The organism is Mycobacterium ahvazicum (assembly GCF_900176255.2).
Classification (GTDB): domain Bacteria; phylum Actinomycetota; class Actinomycetes; order Mycobacteriales; family Mycobacteriaceae; genus Mycobacterium; species Mycobacterium ahvazicum.
The window spans coordinates 774630-791774 of record NZ_FXEG02000003.1 but is presented as its reverse complement, the minus strand read 5'-3'; the positions used below and the strand labels follow the sequence as shown (position 1 = coordinate 791774).

The 17145-nt window shown below is 63.1% G+C and carries 14 protein-coding genes; 6 read left to right on the top strand and 8 right to left on the bottom strand.

All coding sequences use genetic code 11. From position 1 onward, the window contains the following. Window positions 1–36: 36 nt before the first annotated feature. From MAAFP003_RS16360 to MAAFP003_RS16325, 7 genes are all read right to left on the bottom strand, one after another. On the bottom strand, window positions 37–1011 hold the full coding sequence (locus MAAFP003_RS16360) for an IS481 family transposase (RefSeq protein WP_014805705.1): 975 nt from the start codon (window positions 1009–1011) through the stop codon (window positions 37–39). A gap of 209 nt (window positions 1012–1220) precedes the next feature. Next, the gene (locus MAAFP003_RS16355; RefSeq protein WP_014805704.1) at window positions 1221–1781 is read right to left on the bottom strand and encodes a TetR/AcrR family transcriptional regulator; all 561 of its coding nucleotides are present in this window, start codon (window positions 1779–1781) and stop codon (window positions 1221–1223) included. Between the two features lie 219 nt (window positions 1782–2000). Beyond that, window positions 2001–3554 (bottom strand): acyl-CoA synthetase, encoded by a 1554-nt coding sequence (locus tag MAAFP003_RS16350; RefSeq protein ID WP_096288507.1) that lies wholly within the window; start codon window positions 3552–3554, stop codon window positions 2001–2003. A 26-nt stretch (window positions 3555–3580) separates the two neighbouring features. Further along, window positions 3581–4735 carry an acyl-CoA dehydrogenase family protein gene (locus MAAFP003_RS16345; RefSeq protein WP_096288505.1) on the bottom strand — a complete coding sequence of 385 codons (1155 nt, stop codon included), beginning with the start codon at window positions 4733–4735 and terminating at the stop codon, window positions 3581–3583. A gap of 51 nt (window positions 4736–4786) precedes the next feature. After that, window positions 4787–6823, bottom strand: coding sequence for an ATP-binding protein (locus MAAFP003_RS16340; RefSeq protein ID WP_207768542.1), 2037 nt, complete (start codon window positions 6821–6823; stop codon window positions 4787–4789). Window positions 6824–6828: 5 nt separating this feature from the next. Then, window positions 6829–8430 (bottom strand): acyl-CoA carboxylase subunit beta, encoded by a 1602-nt coding sequence (locus tag MAAFP003_RS16335; protein ID WP_014213383.1) that lies wholly within the window; start codon window positions 8428–8430, stop codon window positions 6829–6831. A gap of 343 nt (window positions 8431–8773) precedes the next feature. Further along, window positions 8774–9448 carry a TetR/AcrR family transcriptional regulator gene (locus MAAFP003_RS16325; protein WP_096288500.1) on the bottom strand — a complete coding sequence of 225 codons (675 nt, stop codon included), beginning with the start codon at window positions 9446–9448 and terminating at the stop codon, window positions 8774–8776. 68 nt (window positions 9449–9516) lie between these two features. Between MAAFP003_RS16325 and MAAFP003_RS16320 the strand changes: the two genes are divergently transcribed. Then, complete coding sequence (locus tag MAAFP003_RS16320) at window positions 9517–10386, top strand: metal-dependent hydrolase (RefSeq protein ID WP_096288497.1); 870 nt, start codon at window positions 9517–9519, stop codon at window positions 10384–10386. A gap of 170 nt (window positions 10387–10556) precedes the next feature. On the opposite strand, the gene MAAFP003_RS16315 is transcribed toward MAAFP003_RS16320, so the two are convergent. After that, window positions 10557–11189 (bottom strand): TetR/AcrR family transcriptional regulator, encoded by a 633-nt coding sequence (locus MAAFP003_RS16315; RefSeq protein ID WP_096288495.1) that lies wholly within the window; start codon window positions 11187–11189, stop codon window positions 10557–10559. A 128-nt stretch (window positions 11190–11317) separates the two neighbouring features. Between MAAFP003_RS16315 and MAAFP003_RS16310 the strand changes: the two genes are divergently transcribed. Genes MAAFP003_RS16310 through MAAFP003_RS16290 form a run of 5 tightly spaced genes read left to right on the top strand, consistent with a single transcriptional unit; the run spans window position 11318 to window position 17122 of the window. After that, complete coding sequence (locus MAAFP003_RS16310; RefSeq protein WP_014805697.1) at window positions 11318–12172, top strand: SDR family NAD(P)-dependent oxidoreductase; 855 nt, start codon at window positions 11318–11320, stop codon at window positions 12170–12172. A gap of 12 nt (window positions 12173–12184) precedes the next feature. Next, complete coding sequence (locus tag MAAFP003_RS16305; protein WP_014805696.1) at window positions 12185–13108, top strand: hypothetical protein; 924 nt, start codon at window positions 12185–12187, stop codon at window positions 13106–13108. Then, window positions 13105–14598, top strand: coding sequence for a flavin-containing monooxygenase (locus tag MAAFP003_RS16300; RefSeq protein ID WP_048469527.1), 1494 nt, complete (start codon window positions 13105–13107; stop codon window positions 14596–14598). Before MAAFP003_RS16305 ends, MAAFP003_RS16300 begins: the two co-directional genes overlap by 4 nt. 44 nt (window positions 14599–14642) lie before the next feature. Continuing rightward, complete coding sequence (locus MAAFP003_RS16295; RefSeq protein ID WP_014805694.1) at window positions 14643–16160, top strand: flavin-containing monooxygenase; 1518 nt, start codon at window positions 14643–14645, stop codon at window positions 16158–16160. A gap of 5 nt (window positions 16161–16165) precedes the next feature. Further along, window positions 16166–17122 carry an alpha/beta hydrolase gene (locus tag MAAFP003_RS16290; RefSeq protein ID WP_081495204.1) on the top strand — a complete coding sequence of 319 codons (957 nt, stop codon included), beginning with the start codon at window positions 16166–16168 and terminating at the stop codon, window positions 17120–17122. The last annotated feature ends 23 nt before the right edge of the window (window positions 17123–17145 follow it).

Here is a 17145-nt window from a genome sequence, read left to right as displayed (position 1 = left end):
CGCACCGTCTAGCTGTCGTGACCCGACACGTTGTTGTCAGGCGGCGAGCCGGCTGATGGGTGGTTTCCCGCCGAGGGCGGAGTGGCCTCGTTGAGTGTTGTAGCGGCGAAGGAATCGGTCAAGACCGCTTTTACGGAAGCTGTTGCTGGTCCAGGGGCGGGCGTAGGCCCATTCGGTGAGCAGGGTCCGGTTGAAGCGCTCGGCTTTGCCGTTGGTCCAGGGACATCCTGGTCGGATGAATCGACGTTTGAGCTGCCAAGCCGAGCACACCCAGCCCCAGTTCGTGCCGCGCCGGTAGACCCACGCGTTGTCGGTGAGCAGACGCCGTACGCGCACGCCGTGGCCGGCGAACCAGGTCAGCGCCCGGTGCAGGAATCCAGCGCAGGTCAGGTCCTTCTCGTTGGGCAGTACTTCGCTGTAAGCCAACCGGGAGTGGTCATCGATGGCCGTGTGCACGTAGTCGTAGCCGATCCTGACCGTCTTGTTCCTGTGGGCAACGGAGACCGGGGCATGGCGGCCGTGCAGGCGCCATCCGCCACCTGCCGGGATGCGGCCGAGCTTTTTGACGTCGACATGGACCAGTGATCCGGGTGTGCGGTGTTCGTAGCGGTGGGCGCTGCGCCGCGAGAAGCGCACCGACTCACCGGTGATCGGGTCGATGTCAGACAGATGCGGCACCTCATGGCGTGCCAGGATCCGTCCGACCGTGGACGGATTCAGATCCAGTTCGGCGGCCAGCACCACCGCGCCACGCTTGCGGCGGCGCCGAGCGGCAAGCACTTTCTGCTCGACCCGATTACTGGTGCGCTGCGGCATCCGGATCGGCCGCGACGACCGGTCGGCCAACGCCGCGTCCCCGCCTCCCTCGGCATATCGGCGCAGCCACTTGTACACCGTCGCGCGCGAAATCCCCAGTTGCTCAGCCACATGCGCAGGCGGCCAACCAGCAGCGACACGCTCAACGATCAGGCGACGAGCGAACACGTTGGTACGGGCGTTAGCGTGAGACACGAGGACCTCCTACGGGTGAATGCCAGACACATCCACTCCGTCAGGAGGTCCTCCCAATTTCAAGCAGCCACGCCGTCAACAACCTCCCAGGTCACGACACCTAGCCGCTGTGTATCCCCGAGTCCGACTACGTCAGCGGACAGGTCGTGCAATGCTGGGGCGGCTTCAACCCCTGAGGGGACTCAGCCGACCGCCACGCCGAAATCCGGTCACGGCGCGCCGCTGAACAGCGCTGCAGTGGCCGCGGCGGCCAGCATCGCCTCGATCGTCGCGTCGTCCAGCGACGCCGGCATGTGCGCGGACGCGTTGAGCAATGACAGCACGGCGGCGACCAGGCCCTGTGCGCGCTCACGGTCCAGATCGCCGCGTGCTCGTACGAGCGCGTCGACCCAGATGGACTCGTAGCTGTGCTGTCGGCGTCGCAGGGCGCGGGTCGCCAGCGGCGACAGCGAGCGGTGCTCGCGGGCGTAGACGGCCAACAGGCCGCGTCGTCGCGCGCCGAAGGCCGCGTGTAGGTCGACAAGGGCGTGCAGGACCTCCGTCGGTGTGCCGGCGTTGGTGGCGCGCCGGGCGCCGGCCAGCAGCTCAGTCATGGCGGCGTCGCATAACTCGCGCAGGATCGCGTCCTTGTTCTGAAAGTGCCGGTAGACGGCCGGCCCGCTCACCCCTGCTGCGGCACCGATGTCGTCGATGCCCACGGCGTGAAAGCCTTGCCGCGCGAACAGGTCGGCGGCGGCCTCGAGGAGCAGTTTGCGGCGCAAACCGGCCACTTTCAGGCCTCCTGTCGATTTGTGGTTACGTTGTTCGCCGTCCGATCCGCTGGGCCGGGCTGGGATCCTACCGGCGCTGGGGTTGCCTGCGTCGGCACCCGCCGCACCAAATCAAGGGAGGTGAACGAAACCGCTAGCCCCCGCCGATGCTGTCGCATCCTCTTCCCAGTTCATGATTTAGGGGCCCTGCTTCGAACCCGCGATGTGCAGCGGCACGACTCAGCGCAAAACGACTCCGCCCTCGATGCCCGTGAACTGCGCGCGCAGCTCGGTCTTGAGCAGCTTGCCGGTGGCGTTGCGCGGCAGTTCGGCGACGAAGTGCACGTCACGCGGACACTTGAAGTGCGCCAGCCGCTCCCGGCACCACGCCACGATCTCCTCGGCGCTCGGTGCCTGTGTTGCCGGGTCGGCGACGACGATCGCGACGACGCGTTCGCCCCACTTTGAGTCCTTGCCGCCGATCACGGCGGCGTCGAGTACCGCCGGGTGGCGGAAGAGAACTTGCTCGACCTCGATCGGGTAGACGTTCTCGCCGCCGGAGATGATCATGTCCTTCTTGCGGTCGACGAGGGTGATGAAGCCCTCGGCGTCCATGCGCCCGAGGTCGCCCGTGTGGAACCAGCCCCCGCGTAACGCCTCGGCGCTCGCCTCGGCCTTCATCCAGTAGCCGGTGAACACATTCGGGCCGCGCACGATTAGTTCGCCCACGGTGTCGGTCGCGACGTCGCGGTCGTCGTCGTCGACGATGCGGGCGTCGACATGCATTGCGACGCGGCCGATCGACCCGGCCCGCGTGCTGATGTTCTCGGCGTCGAGGACGGTCACCAGGGGAGCGGTCTCGGTCATGCCGAAGCCCTCGGTGAAGGGCACGCCTCGCTCGCGCATGAAGTCGATGACGGTGAGGGGGACGGGCGACCCGCCGCCCATGGCGAAACGCAGCGCAGACAGGTTGAAGGAGTCGAAGTCGGGCACCTGTTTGAGTGCGGTCCACATGGCCGGCACCATGAACTGGACCGTGACGTGGTGGTCGGCCATCGCCTGTAACGTCGCTCGCGGCTCGAAGGACGGCATGATGACGCTGGTGCCGCCGACGTAGAGCAGCGGCAGGGTGTGTACTCCCAGCCCGCCGATGTGGAACATCGGCGCCACCGCGACGGTGACGTCCTCGCCCCGCAGGCCGATGTCGGTGCCGAGGACGTTGATCGCGTTCCATAGCAGGTTGTCGTGGGTGAGGATCGCGCCCTTGGGTCGGCCCGTCGTCCCCGACGTGTACATGATGAACGCGGGGTCGCTGCCGTCGACGTCACCGCCGAGCGGTTCGGGCGCTCCCGCCGAGACGATGTCTTCGTAGCCGAGCTCGCCCGGCGCCGGCACCCCACCGGCGCGCATGACGTGGCGCACGCGGACTCCGGGCTCGGTGACGGCGGTCCTGGCCTGCGCGGCCAACGGCTCGTGGAAGACCAGAACATCGGCGCCTGAGTCGGCCAGGATGTAGCCGATCTCGGGTCCGGCAAGGCGCACGTTGAGCGGAACTGCAAGTGCGCCGATTTTGGCGCAGCCCAGCAGCACCTCGATGAACTCGGTCGAATTGACCAGCAGCATCGCGACCCGATCGCCCTTGCGCACGCCGAGGGCGATGAGTGCGGCGGCGACCTGGTTGGTGCGCCGATCGAGGTCGGCGTAGGTGATGTGCGCGCCGTTGCTGATCAACGCGGTGCGCCCGCCGTTGAGGAAGGCGCGCCGGGTGACCCACTGACCGATGCCGAGTTGCATGCGATTCCCTTTCAGTCCGCGGCGACTCAGTAGGACGCGGGCAGTTTCAGGCTGTGCTGCGCCACGAAGTTGAGGATCATCTCGCGGCTGATCGGCGCGGTGCGCATGAGCCGGGCCGGACCCCACAACGTGGCGAGGCCGTACTCGGTGGCCATGCCGTTGCCGCCGTGGGTCTGAATCGCCTGGTCGAGCGCCAGGATGCCCGCCTCGGCTGCGGCATATTTCGCCATGTTCGACGCCTCACCCGACCCGGGGTCGCCGGCGTCGTGCAGGGCGGCGGCACGCTGAGTCATCAACCGGGCCAGCTCAACCTGGATCTTGGCGTGGGCGAGCGGGTGCGATACGCCCTGGTGCGAGCCGATCGGCGCTCCCCACACGTGGCGGTTGCGGGCGTAATCGGCGGCTTTATCCAGCGCGTAGCGACCGATGCCGTTGCCGAGCGCCGCCCCCATGATTCGCTCCGGGTTCAGGCCCATGAAGACCTGGCGCAGGCCCTCGTTCTCCGTGCCGATCAGGTTGGCGGCCGGCACGCGGACGTCATCGAAGAATAGAGTGAACTGCTTCTCCGGAGTGACCGCCTGCACCGGGATGAGTGACTTGGTGAGCCCGGGGACATCGGTGGGCACGACGAGCAGGCTGAGTAGTCCGCGGCCACGGTCATTGGTAGACGTTCGGGTGACGACCAGGATCGCTTCGGCTTCGTCGACACCAGAAATGTAGTACTTGGTGCCGTTGATGACCCAGTCGTCGCCGTCGCGTTTGGCGGTCGTGGAGATGTTGTGCGAGTTCGAGCCCGCGTCCGGCTCGGTGATCGCGAAGGCCATGATCGTCTCGCCGCTGGCGATGCCCGGCAGCCACTGCTGCTTGAGTTCCTCACTGCCGAATGCCTGGATGATCGTGCCGCAGATGGTCGGCGAGACGACGGTCATCAGCAGCGGGCAGCCCGCCGCGGCGAGCTCCTCACCGATGATCTGCATGTCGTAGATGCCGCCGCCGCCGCCGCCGTACTGCTCGGAAAGGTTCACCCCGAGGAAGCCCTGTTTGCCCACGGCCTGCCACAGCTCGGTGCTCTTCGCGCCGGCCAGCGACTTTTCCAGGTAGTACTCGTGTCCGAAGTCCTTGGCGATCTCGGCGACCGCCTTGCGCAGGTCCTGCCGTTCCTCTGTCTCGTGCAATTCCATGACACTCCTCACGTCGGTATCGACGCGCCACCGATCGGCAGCGCGCGAGGTTCATTTGAGCTTCGTGGCGTCCGACGCCACTTCGCCGCCGTCCACCGCCTCGACCACGGCGAGGACGTCACCGCTCGAGACCTGATGGCCGACCTGGACCGGCAGGGCGCTCAGCACCCCGTCGATCGGGCTCGCGACGGTGTGCTCCATCTTCATCGCCTCCAGGACGACGAGCGTTTGACCCGCTGACACCGTTTCGCCCTCGGCGACCGGTAGTCGGACCACCGAACCCGGCATCGGCGCGGTGAGCGACCCGGGCGGGTTCAGAGTGCTCGGGTCGACGAAGCGTGGCGCCAGCCGCAGGGCGGAGTAGCCGGCGACCGAGTCGAGGTGGGCAACATCGCCGTCGAGGACGACATCATAAGTGCGGCGCACCCCGTCGACGCGCAGCACCACCCGCTCGCTACTGCCCTCGACAACCTCGACGTCGGCCAACGGCTCGTCGTCGACCTGCAGGCCGGTCCCTGTCGAACCTAACGTGTACCCGACGCGCACTTCGCGCCCGCCCTGGGTTTGCCAGGTTGTGGTCTGCGGCTGCGAAGGGTTGTTGCGCCAGCCGGCGGGCAACGTGGCCTGCAGAGTTGCGACGGCACGCCGCGCGGCCACCCCGGCCACGGTCGCCGCGACAGCGTGCAGGCGCTCGGACTGCGTGTCTGGGAGGGCAGCGCCGAGTTGGGCGACGTCGTGTCGGTCAAGGAACCCAGTGTCGGTGCCCCGCCCGGCGAACTCGTCATGGCGCAGGACGCGAACAAGCAGGTTGCGATTGGTGGTCACGCCGTGAATACGGGCGCCGGCCAGCGCCGCCGAGAGGCTGGCAAGTGCCTCGTCGCGCGTTGGTGCCCACGCGATGACCTTGGCCAGCAGCGAATCGTAGTAATGACTGATGACCGAACCGGCACGAAAACCCGAGTCAACCCGCACGCCGGCAAGCGCCGGGACATCCAAGGTGCGCAGGGTGCCGGTACAGGGCCGGTAGTCATCGGCCGGATCCTCGGCGCACAGACGGGCCTCGACCGCGTGACCGCGAATTCGCGGGTTGTGCATCTCCTCAGGCAGCGGGCGGCCCATGGCTACGAGCAGCTGGGCACGCACCAGGTCGAGGCCGGTGATCAGCTCGGTAACCGGGTGCTCGACCTGCAGCCGGGTGTTCATCTCGAGGAAGGCGAAGGAGTCGGCTTTGCCATCCTGAGCGGCGTCGTAGACGAACTCGACCGTCCCGGCGCCTACGTAGCCGACGGCGCGCGCGGCGGCGATGGCGGCGTCGCTCATCCGAGCGCGCAACGCGTCGTCGACGACCGGTGACGGCGCCTCCTCGATCACCTTCTGGTGTCGACGTTGCACGGAGCACTCGCGCTCGAACAGAGACACGACGTTTCCGTGCGTGTCGGCCATGACCTGGATCTCGACATGGCGCGGGCGCTGGACGTAACGCTCGAGGAAGACGGTGCCGTCGGCGAACGCGGCGGCGGCCTCACGCGAAGCGGAGGTGACCGCTTCGTCGAGCTCGTCCGGCGACGCGACAACGCGCATGCCTCGGCCACCCCCGCCGGCGCTGGCCTTGACCATTACGGGGTAGCCGACGTCGGCGGCCAGCTTCGCCAGCTGCTCGGCCGACAGCCCCGTCGTGTCGCCACCGGGCAGCACAGGCACCCCCGCGTCGGACATCATCTTCTTGGCCTGCAGCTTCGAGCCCATCGCGTCGATCGCCCCGGGCGGCGGACCGATGAAGACGAGGTCGGCGGCGGCACAGGCACGCGCGAACCCGGCGTTCTCCGAAAGGAAGCCGTAGCCGGGGTGTACTGCGTCCGCGCCGGTGAGCGAGGCAGCGGCGATGATCCGGTGGATATCGAGGTAGGTCTCGGCGGCAGACGAGCCGGGAAGGTGCACGGCCTCGTCGGCGTCGGCGACGTGCCACGCGTCGGCGTCGGCGTCGGAATAGACCGCCACGGTGGCGATCCCGAGGTCGCGGCAAGTGCGGAACACCCGCCGCGCGATCTCGCCACGGTTGGCGACCAGGACCTTGCGGATCTCGGGCATCGCCATCACATCCGGAACACGCCGTAGCCACGCTGGCCACGGACCTCGCCGTTGTGGATCACCGACAGGCAGAACCCGAGAACGGTCCGCGTATCGCGGGGATCGATGATCCCGTCGTCGTACAGGCGGCCGCTGTTGGCCAGTGCGACGGATTCGCGCTCGATCTGTTCCTCGACGGCGGCGCGCATCTGGGCGTCGGCCTCCTCGTCGAAGGGCAGCCCGCGGTCGGCGGCGGACTCGCGCGCCACGATGGACAGCACTCCGGCCAGTTGCGCCGGACCCATCACGGCCGACTTCGAGTTAGGCCAAGCGAATAGGAAACGCGGCGAGTACGACCGCCCGCACATGCCGTAGTTCCCGGCACCGTAGGACGCACCCATGGTGATGGTCACGTGGGGGACTGTGCTGTTTGATACGGCGTTGATCATCTTGGCGCCGTCCTTGATGATGCCGCCCTGTTCGTACTCGGCACCGACCATGAAACCAGTGGTGTTCTGCAGGAAGATGAGGGGGGTGTCGATCTGATTTGCCAGTTGGATGAACTGCGAACCCTTCTCGGCCTCCTCACTGAACAGGATGCCCCGTGCGTTGGCGAGGATGCCGACCGGGAAGCCGTGGATCGAGGCCCAGCCGGTGACGAGTGACGTGCCGTAGAGAGGTTTGAACTCGTCGAAGGCCGAGCCGTCGACCACTCGGGCGATGACGTCGCGGGGGTCGAAGGGCACCTTCGGATCGACCGACGCGATGCCGAGCAGCTGATCGGGGTCGTGCACCGGCGGGTGCGGCGGCGTGGTGGGTCCGGGGCCGTTCTTCCGCCAGTTGAGCCGCGCCATGATGCGACGGCCGATGCGGATCGCATCCTGCTCGTCCTCGGCCATGTAATCGGCCAGCCCCGAGGTGCGGGCGTGCATGTCGGCGCCGCCGAGCGACTCGTCATCGGAGACCTCGCCCGTGGCCATCTTGACCAGCGGCGGACCCCCGAGGAACACCTTGGAACGGTTGCGCACCATCACGACGTAGTCGCACATGCCCGGGACGTACGCACCTCCCGCGGTCGAGTTGCCGAAGACCAAGGCCAGTGTCGGCAGCCCCGCTGCGCTGTGCTGTGTCAAGTCGTGGAACAGCTGTCCGCCGGGCACGAAGATCTCTGCCTGCGTGGGCAGGTCGGCGCCGCCAGACTCGACGATGTTGATGATGGGCAGCCGGTTCTCCCGCGCGATGGCCATGCCGCGGAACACCTTGCGGAAGGTATAGGGGTTCGATGCGCCGCCGCGGACGGTGGGGTCGTGGGCGATGATCATCGACTCGATGCCCTCGACCACGCCGATGCCTACCACCACGCTACCGCCGACGGGGAACTTACTGCCCCAGGCGGCGAAGGGGCATAGTTCGAGGAACGCTGTGTCGGGGTCGAGCATCAGCTCGATGCGCTCGCGGACAAGCAGCTTGCCCCGCTTGCGGTGGCGCGCAACATATTTTGCGCCGCCGCCGCCGTTGACCAGCGCCAGTTGCTCCGCGATGGTGTCGAGTTGCGCGCTCAGTCCTTCGCGGTTCTTGAGATAGCTGGGCGCGGTGTCGTCGACCCGATCGGGCAGGACCTGTACCAAAGTTTTCCCTCCGGGCGAGCATCGACGTCGATCTGCTAGGCGCTGATGTTAGCCGCAATTAACATCAGGTGACAACGGCGGCAGGCCGGGCGTCAGATTTGTTTCCCGCGCCGCGATTCCGTCGAATCGCGATGGACGAAGCGGTGCGCTTCGCTGCAGATCGAGCGATCGAAATAGACTGCAGGCGCGACGGCACACAGGGCCCTTGCGAGGTCGTATCGAGTTCCTCGTCCGGCGCGTGTGGTCTACGGTCGCGATCTCGGGTGAACGCCAGCAGTGATTGTCAGCGTCGCGCCATGCGCCTCAGCCAACCGAGCCTGCATAACGCCGGGTCGCTCAGAATCTATCGGTTCTCGTCAACTGCGGCCAGCCGCGGAGCGGCCTGATCAGGTGCCTGCCCGAGGGTATACAGCCCGAGACTGCCGAGAAAACCCGCACCGTGCTCGATAAGCATTTCAGTCGAGAGGTTCAGTTGTCCGTCTATCCAGCGACGGAGTATCTCGAACAGGCCCCCGACACCGTAGGTAGCGGCGAGATCTGCGACTTGAAGCACATCGCTGGGTATATCGAGGTGCAAACGGGCCTCTCTGAGGACCAGCTCCGCAAAATCGGTCATCAGTTCGCTTCGCAGTTGCCGAAGAAGGGGTTCTGCGCCCGACTCGACAAACAGTATGCGGGCCATGCTGGGATCGTTCTCGATCACCTGAACCAGGGCCTTGATCGGAGCGTAAGCGAGTTCTTGAGGCGCAACCGTGTCGTCCGGAATGGCGCTGGTTACCACCGCTTGGAAGGTGGCGGAGATCTTGGCAAATACCGCGTGCAACAGCGCGTCTCGGTCGCGAAACTGCTGGTAGAAGTACCGGCTCGTCACTCCTGACTCCGCACACACGGCGGTCACGGTGCACGCGGCAGCTCCGTGGGTGCCCATGATTGAGACTGCGGCATCAATCAACATCATCCGGCGCTGCGCATCGCGTTGAGCTGCGGACAGCCCGCCATAAACACGTGCTGGACTCATGTCCTACAGTCTGGCAGTCTTATCTGACAAGGTATAAAGTCAGATACAACTTCGAGGAAGGACCTCAAATGTCGGAAGATCAAGCCCCGACCAGGACCCGCGTGCTGCCAAAACCCAGGCGTGTTCGTTTTCCGATGCCGACCTCCACGAAGCGGCAACATTTTGTCGATGGCGACCTGGTGATGAGCCATTTCATCTCGGTGCTTTCTGCGACGTTCCCGGAAGGCGAGGATTTCTTCATCCGTTCGGTCAGGAACTTCCAGAGTTCCATCGAGGATCCCCAATTGGAGACAGCGGTCAAGGGTTTCATCGGACAAGAGGCCACGCACCGACACCAGCATCGTCTCCTCAACGAGCGACTCCAGGTCATGGGGTATCCGACCGCGCGGATCGATCGTCATGTCGCACGCTTGATCAAGCGATTGGAACGGCGCTTTTCGCCGGAAATGCGGCTGTCCATGACGTCCGCGTTGGAGCACTACACCGCTACGCTGGCAGAAATCATTCTTACCAGCGAAGACGCCCAGAAGCTCATCGGACAGACAGAGGTTCGACCGATTCTGCTGTGGCATGCGTTCGAGGAGTCGGAGCACAAAGCGGTCGCCTTCGATGTCTACCAGTTGATTGGAGGAACCGAGCGCACCCGTGTACGGGGCATGCGGATCGCTTCAGCAATTTTGTTTGGCGAACTCATTCTGCAGACTGCCCTGTCCATGGCCGCTGATAGAGCCTCGTATAACCCGGTCACGTTGGTGCGCAGTCTGTACCGCTTCAGTCGCACCCCGATGTTCACCGCTGATGCGCTGCGGCGATTCCGTTCCTACAACCGCCCGGGTTTCCATCCTGATGATTGGGACAGTGCTGCGGTCCTGGAGCGTTGGAGCAAGGAACTGTTCGAGCAAGACGGTTCACAGAGAGTTATCGCTCAGCTGGGATAGCAGAGGTGCGGAAGTTCGGCGACGCAGGAGCACCGTTCCTGCGTCGCTCCTGCCGAACAGCGTGAGCGCCGGCAGCGTCACGGGCGCGGTGCTCGGCCGCTGAAGGCGGTCGGACCAAGAATGCGGTTCGGCAGCGATCGCCACGGAGCTGGCTGGCCTGTGAGCCTGGATCAGTCGCTGACGATATAGCGTTGAGCCAGGGTTTCAGCAAGTCTGCTAGTGTGCGCGACCATTTCCTTCTCGGTGACCGTAAGCAGACCCGAGTGCCAGGCGGTGATGACTTCGACGAACCCGCCGACTGCGATGAGAGTGTCCATGCGAAGGGCTATCTCGTCGGCATCTTGTCGGAGGTGTGGCCGGCTTGCCTCAACGACTAACTGCGTTGCTTCCTGTAGCGCCACGGCGCGGCGGTCTTGTAGCGGTGAGCTACCTACGTGCTGAGCGAGGAGGATGTGTGCTCGGCCGGGATCGCGTGCGATCCGGTCGACCACGATGGTGATCGCTGCGGTGATTGTTTCGATCGGCGGCCGATTCACGCGCTCGTTGAAGAGCGCGGCGACCTCGCCGAGCATGTCGTTGCGGACGCCATCCCACGCTGCGACGAGCAGTTCATCGCGCGTCTTGAAGTCCTCGTAGAAGTATCGATCGTTGAGCCTCGTGCGGGCGCATACTCCGCGCATAGTCACTGCGGCCCAACCGCTCTCACTCCAAATCTCGGTTGCGGCCTCGATCAATTGCTGCCGTCGTTCTGCACGACGCTCGGCCCCGGTTCGACCACCCCAGCGCTTGTTTCTCGACCGCACCTCTCCATCTTGACAAGGTGCTCGGTCCACGACAAAACTGGTGGCATGCGACACCAATGGTGGCTGGTGCCCCCAGATGAGAGTTCCCTCACAGCAGACGTCAATGTCGCGACCCGAAAGGCAGACGAATGAGATTGCTGCCATTCGGCGGCGCACCAGGCAGAACGCACCGAGCCGATGCAGTCGTTACGGGCGCAGGAAGCGGTATCGGCCGCGCATTCGCCGTTGAGCTTGCACGCCGAGGCGGACGCGTGGTGTGCGCTGACAGAGATCCCGTCACCGCAAAAGAGTCGGCAGAGTTGGTGAGGCAGGCTGGCGGCGAGGGCTTCGACATCGCATGCGACGTCACCGATCTTGAGCAGATCCGCAACCTCGCTGATGTGAGCGAAGACTGGTTCGGGAAGGCCGCGAGCCTCGTCATCAACAACGCCGGAATCGGTGCAGGCGGCAACCGCATCGGCGCGACGTCAATCGAGGACTGGAAAGCGGCGATTTCTGTCAACCTCTGGGGCGTGATCTACGGCTGCGAGACTTTTGTGCCTCGGCTCCGGAGCAATGGGCATGGCGGAGTCATCAATGTGGCGTCCGCAGCGAGCTTTGGCTCGGCCCCTCGGATGGCGGCTTACAACGTCAGCAAGGCCGGAGTGCTCGCTCTGTCGGAGACACTGGCGGCCGAACTGAGCGGTACTGACGTCAACGTCACAGTGCTTTGTCCCACCTTCGTGAAGACGAACATCGCCAATAATCCTCACATCGACGAGGCGGCTGCACGACTCGCGACCAACCTGATGAAATGGACCGGCATTTCGCCACAGCACGTTGCTCGAACGACGTTGAACGCGCACGATCGCGGACGAATTTATGTAGTACCCCAACTCGATGCCAAAGTCTTGTGGCAACTCAAGAGAGCCCTACCCGGTCCTTTTACACGCACGCTGGGCCTCGTGGAGCGCATGGCCTCAAGGAACGATTCAGCCGAGTAGAGGAGCAGGAAAATGGCTTTCGCATACAGCGACATGCTCGAGACAATCAAGAACAAGCAATGGGCTCTCGCCGATATCGATTGGGACGCCCCTGGCGCGGAACTGATCACCGATGAACAGCGTCCCACACTCAAGCAATTCATGTCCGACGTGGTGTGGATTGAGCATGTTGGAGCACGTGCCTTCGCCGCGATGGCTCCGAAGGCGCCATTCGAAGCGCTCGGAGACATTTACCGTTACTTTCACGCCGAGGAGCAGCGTCACGCCAATGCCGAACTTGCCCTGATGCGTCGCTGGGGCATGCTGGAGGAAGGCGAGAAACCGGTCCCGAACAAGAATATTCGGCTGGTGATCGAATGGTTGGACCGTTATGCCGAAGCCCTGCCCCTGACCGTCATCGGGGCCGCGATTCCGGCACTGGAGACTGCGCTCGATGGAGCGCTGCTGAAGTTTCTCCTCGATGAGGTTGACGACCCTGTGTGCGGGGAGGTGTTCAACAAGGTCAACAGCGACGAATCGCGGCATCTCGCGGTTGGCTTCCAGGTCTTGAATGACCTGGGCGCCAGCCCGATGCGAATCCACGCCATTCAAACTGCGGGTGCTCTGGTCGACCCGCGCATTCTCACCGGCGCGTTGCTGTATATCCCGCTCCTGACGCGTATGTTGATGAATCTCAACGCTATGGGTCTGTCCGAGGAGAAGTTATACAATGCAGTGACGCGGTATGCCAATGTCGGCGACCGGAGTGAGCATACGCGGAGGGTGCCCGGTTATCACATCTTGAAGGCGCACATGTCGTCTTCCATCAAGCGGTCCCAGCCTCTGCACTTCGTGTCTCAGCGCCTTGGCAATGCGATTGATGTTTTCCCTGTTCAGATTTTCGGTCGGCCGCCATCCTGGACGGACGAACTGACCTACGAACCGGTTGCCAAATGACAGGCACCACGACGACGTTGATCGTCGGCGCCGGGTTCGCAGGTATCGGTGCGGCGATCAGACTGCTTCAGGAGGGCACGGATGACTTCGTCATCCTGGAACGGTCAGATCGCGTTGGAGGCACCTGGCGAGACAATACTTATCCCGGTGCGGCCTGCGATATTCCCTCGCTTCTCTACTCCTACTCGTTCGAGCCGAATCCGGGCTGGACTCGTACCTACTCGGGGAGCGCTGAGATCCTCGAATATATCGACGAGATCGTCATTAAGTACGACCTTGCCCGGTTCATCCAGTTTGATACCGATGTAACCGCCTTGGAATTCGATGAGGGTGCCGGCATCTGGGTGGCCGACACGGCCGACGGAACGCGTTATCAAGCTCGTTCGGTCGTGATGGCCAGTGGACCACTTGCCGACGCGAGCTTTCCGGATATTCGAGGTATCGACTCGTACGAGGGAAAGAAAATCCACAGCGCTCGATGGGACCAGGGCTACGACCTCCGCGACAAGAGGGTTGCAGTCATCGGGACGGGCGCGAGCGCGGTGCAGATCATTCCTGAGCTCGTGAAGTCGGCTGCGTCGGTCAAAGTCTTCCAAAGAACGCCCGGCTGGGTATTGCCCAGGTTTAACTTCAAGCATCCGGCTTGGGCGCGCTCGACCTTTAAGCAATTGCCGGCGAGCGAACAGGCGCTCCGTGACGCTTGGTTCTGGGCACACGAAGTGATGGCAGTGGGTATGGTCTGGAACACCGCCGCGACATCGGCGATACAACTGATGGCGAAGGCTCATCTGCGTCGGCAGGTGAAAGATCCCTGGTTGAGACGTCAATTGACGCCCCATTTCAGAGCAGGTTGCAAACGTATGCTCATGACCAGCGATTATTATCCTGCGCTACAGTCGGATAACTGTAAGCTGATCAGTTGGCCGATCGCCACGTTGTCACCGAACGGTATTCGGACCGCTGACGGTGTGGAGCACGAGGTGGACTGTATGGTGTTTGCCACTGGCTTCGATGTGGCCAAACGTGGCACCCCGTTCCCGATCAGCGGCCTCGGTGGTCGGAAGCTCGGCGATGAATGGTTCTTGGGGCGATACGCCTTCAAGAGCGTGAGCGTGGCCGGGTATCCGAATTTGTTCTTCACTTTCGGACCGAATTCCGGGCCAGGCCACAATTCGGCGCTCGTATATATGGAGGCCGCAATTGACTATATAGTCAAGGCGATCAAGCTCCTTCAGCAAAATGACATCGGTACTTTGGATGTGAGGGAGGATCGCCAGGACCGCTATCACTCCGAAATTCAGCGCCGCCTTCGACGTACAACATGGAATTCTGGCTGCAGCAGCTGGTATTTGACCGAGGACGGCTACAACGGGACCATGTACCCAGGTTTCGCGACCCAGTTTATGAGAGAACTATCCCACTTGGATCCTCATGATTACGTGATAACCCGGCGCGACGATACACACCTCGAGCTGACGCAATCACTCTGAATACAAATTTGCAAGGCTGACCGTCAGAACGGTGAAATACAGCAATGGATCGCAAGTCCGACCGTAATTACGAGATAATCATCATAGGAGCTGGATTTTCCGGCATCGGGTCTGGCATTAGCTTGATGAAGGCGGGATTTACCGACTTCTTGATGGTTGACGACGCCGATGGCGTAGGTGGTACGTGGCACTGGAACACCTATCCCGGTATCGCGGTCGACATACCGTCGTACAGTTATCAATTCTCATACGAAATGCGGCCCTCTTGGTCGCGTACATACGCCCACGGCAACGAGCTCAAAGCCTATGCGGAGCAATGCGTTGAAAAGTACGAGCTTGGAGACCATATTCGTTTCAATACAACCATCACCGCAGCTTGCTTTGACGAAAATGCAACATTTTGGCGTCTGACGACCGCAAAAGGTGAGGAGATCACCGCACGCTTCGTGATCAATTGCTCCGGCGTTCTCAGTCGGCCGAAATGGCCTGAAATCAAGGGGGTGCGAGATTTCGCCGGCGTTACGCTCCACACGGCTAGATGGGACGATACCAAAGATCTCAGCGGGAAGAGGGTCGCAGTAATCGGTACCGGTGCGTCAGCCGTGCAACTGATACCCGAAATCGCAAGAAAAGCAGAGAGTCTGACGGTCTTTCAGCGAACTCCAATTTATTGTCTGCCCAAGCCAGACTTCCCAATACCGACGTGGGCTGGAAGGCTTCTACATTTCCTGCCGGGGGCACAATTGGCGACCCGGACCGCGAGCCAGGCGTTCGTAGAAATCACTTTCCCAATCGCCGCTCACTTTCATACGGTGATACCGTTCGCCGATGTCATGGAGAGCGCCGCAAAGCGGTACATGCGGCGTGAAGTCCATGACCCGACGACGAGAGAACAACTCATTCCGCGCTACTCGTTGGGCTGTAAACGACCCAGCTTCCACAATTCCTATCTCGCAACGTACAACCGGTCCAACGTTTCGCTCGAGACGAGCGGCATAACCCATATCGACCATGCATCCGTCCATACTCGAGACGGCAAAGCTCATCCCATTGACGTCTTGATCCTGGCCACCGGCTTCAAAGTGATGGAGTCGGGCAACATGCCAACGTACGTGTTGAAGGGACGCGGCGGGCTGGAGCAGGCTACATGGTGGGACGAGCATCGACTGCAGGCCTTCGAAGGGGTGAGCGTCCCGGGATTTCCGAATCATTTCAACATCTTCGGTCCCTACGGCTACAACGGCGCCTCGTACTTCACGCTCATCGAGGCGCAGAGTCGGCACATCGTCCGCTGTCTTCGTCGCGCGCGGGCACTGGGTGCGAGCCTCGTCGAGGTTAAGAAGGAGGCGAATGACCGTTACTTCGCCGAAGTGCTGAGTCGTCGTCACAGGCAGGTTTTCTGGCAGCCGAGCTGTTCCAATGCCAACAGCTACTACTTCGACAAGCACGGCGACGTTCCACTCCGTCCATCAACGACTCTGGAGACGTATTGGCGAAGCCGCACCTTTCGCCTCTCGGACTACCGATTCGAGAATCGGCCCGAGGAGGTGTGTCCCCGGTGACCAGAATGGATGCCCCCGACTGGCAGCCCAGCCTTGCCAGCCATCTCGTCGCGATGTCCTCGCGAACCACGCTGCGCCCACTGACACAGCTGATGCCATCAAACGCCTACGGACTTGCGGTGATGGATCGCGTGCTGCGAACAGCGCTCGTCGCCTCACGGCCTCGGCGCGGCGTCACAGTGCGCAAGGTTGACACTGTATTCGCCGGAGGCCCGGTTCGTGGGGACTGGATCACCACACCTGTGATACATCCGCATGCGAACCCATTGCTGTACATCCACGGCGGTGCCTATTCTATGTGCTCGCCGGAGACGCACCGCGGTCTTCTCGGCGAACTCGCCTCCGCAAGCGGACGCCCAATCTTCGCCGTCAAGTATCGACTTGCGCCACGATATCCCTATCCCGCAGCCGCGGACGATGCACTGAACGCGTATCGCTGGCTTACCAGCGGAGGGTCCCCAGGTTCTTGCCAGCGCACCGTCGCGGTTGCCGGAGATTCAGCGGGCGGTCAGCTCACGATGGCCACGGCCTTGGGCGCACGTGCAGCTGGATTGCCGCTCCCTGATGCGATGCTGCTGATGTCTCCCGTCCTGGATCTCAGGTGCGAACTCGCCAGAGCGCGTGAACTTCGCCGCCGGGATCCTTTTGCCTCCGCTCAATCAGCGGCGCGCGCTCTTGACCTCTACGTAGGTGGTGCAGATCGCGGAGATCCGCGCCTCAGCGTGCTTGACGCGGACCTCACCTCGATGCCGCCGATCCTCATTCAGGTGGGCGGGAGAGAAATGTTGATCGATGACTCGCGCCGTCTCGCCGAGCGACTTCAATCAGCTGGATCCCACGTCGAGATCCAGGTATACCGGGGACAGATCCATGTATTCCAGGCTATGTTCCGGATTCTTCCCGAAGCCCGAGACGCGATTCATCGAGCGGGACGCTTCCTTGAAGCCTCGGGAGTCAGGTGAAAGTGTCCGAACAGGCAATGCAC

Excerpts from the sequence above, each read along its gene's own strand:
- MAAFP003_RS16350 (WP_096288507.1), bottom strand. The coding sequence starts at position 3,554 with ATGCAACTCGGCATCGGTCAGTGGGTCACCCGGCGCGCCTTCCTCAAC.
- MAAFP003_RS16345 (WP_096288505.1), bottom strand. The coding sequence starts at position 4,735 with ATGGAATTGCACGAGACAGAGGAACGGCAGGACCTGCGCAAGGCGGTC.
- MAAFP003_RS16340 (WP_207768542.1), bottom strand. The coding sequence starts at position 6,823 with ATGCCCGAGATCCGCAAGGTCCTGGTCGCCAACCGTGGCGAGATCGCG.
- MAAFP003_RS16325 (WP_096288500.1), bottom strand. The coding sequence starts at position 9,448 with ATGAGTCCAGCACGTGTTTATGGCGGGCTGTCCGCAGCTCAACGCGAT.
- MAAFP003_RS16320 (WP_096288497.1), top strand. The coding sequence starts at position 9,517 with ATGTCGGAAGATCAAGCCCCGACCAGGACCCGCGTGCTGCCAAAACCC.
- MAAFP003_RS16310 (WP_014805697.1), top strand. The coding sequence starts at position 11,318 with ATGAGATTGCTGCCATTCGGCGGCGCACCAGGCAGAACGCACCGAGCC.
- MAAFP003_RS16305 (WP_014805696.1), top strand. The coding sequence starts at position 12,185 with ATGGCTTTCGCATACAGCGACATGCTCGAGACAATCAAGAACAAGCAA.
- MAAFP003_RS16300 (WP_048469527.1), top strand. The coding sequence starts at position 13,105 with ATGACAGGCACCACGACGACGTTGATCGTCGGCGCCGGGTTCGCAGGT.
- MAAFP003_RS16295 (WP_014805694.1), top strand. The coding sequence starts at position 14,643 with ATGGATCGCAAGTCCGACCGTAATTACGAGATAATCATCATAGGAGCT.
- MAAFP003_RS16290 (WP_081495204.1), top strand. The coding sequence starts at position 16,166 with ATGGATGCCCCCGACTGGCAGCCCAGCCTTGCCAGCCATCTCGTCGCG.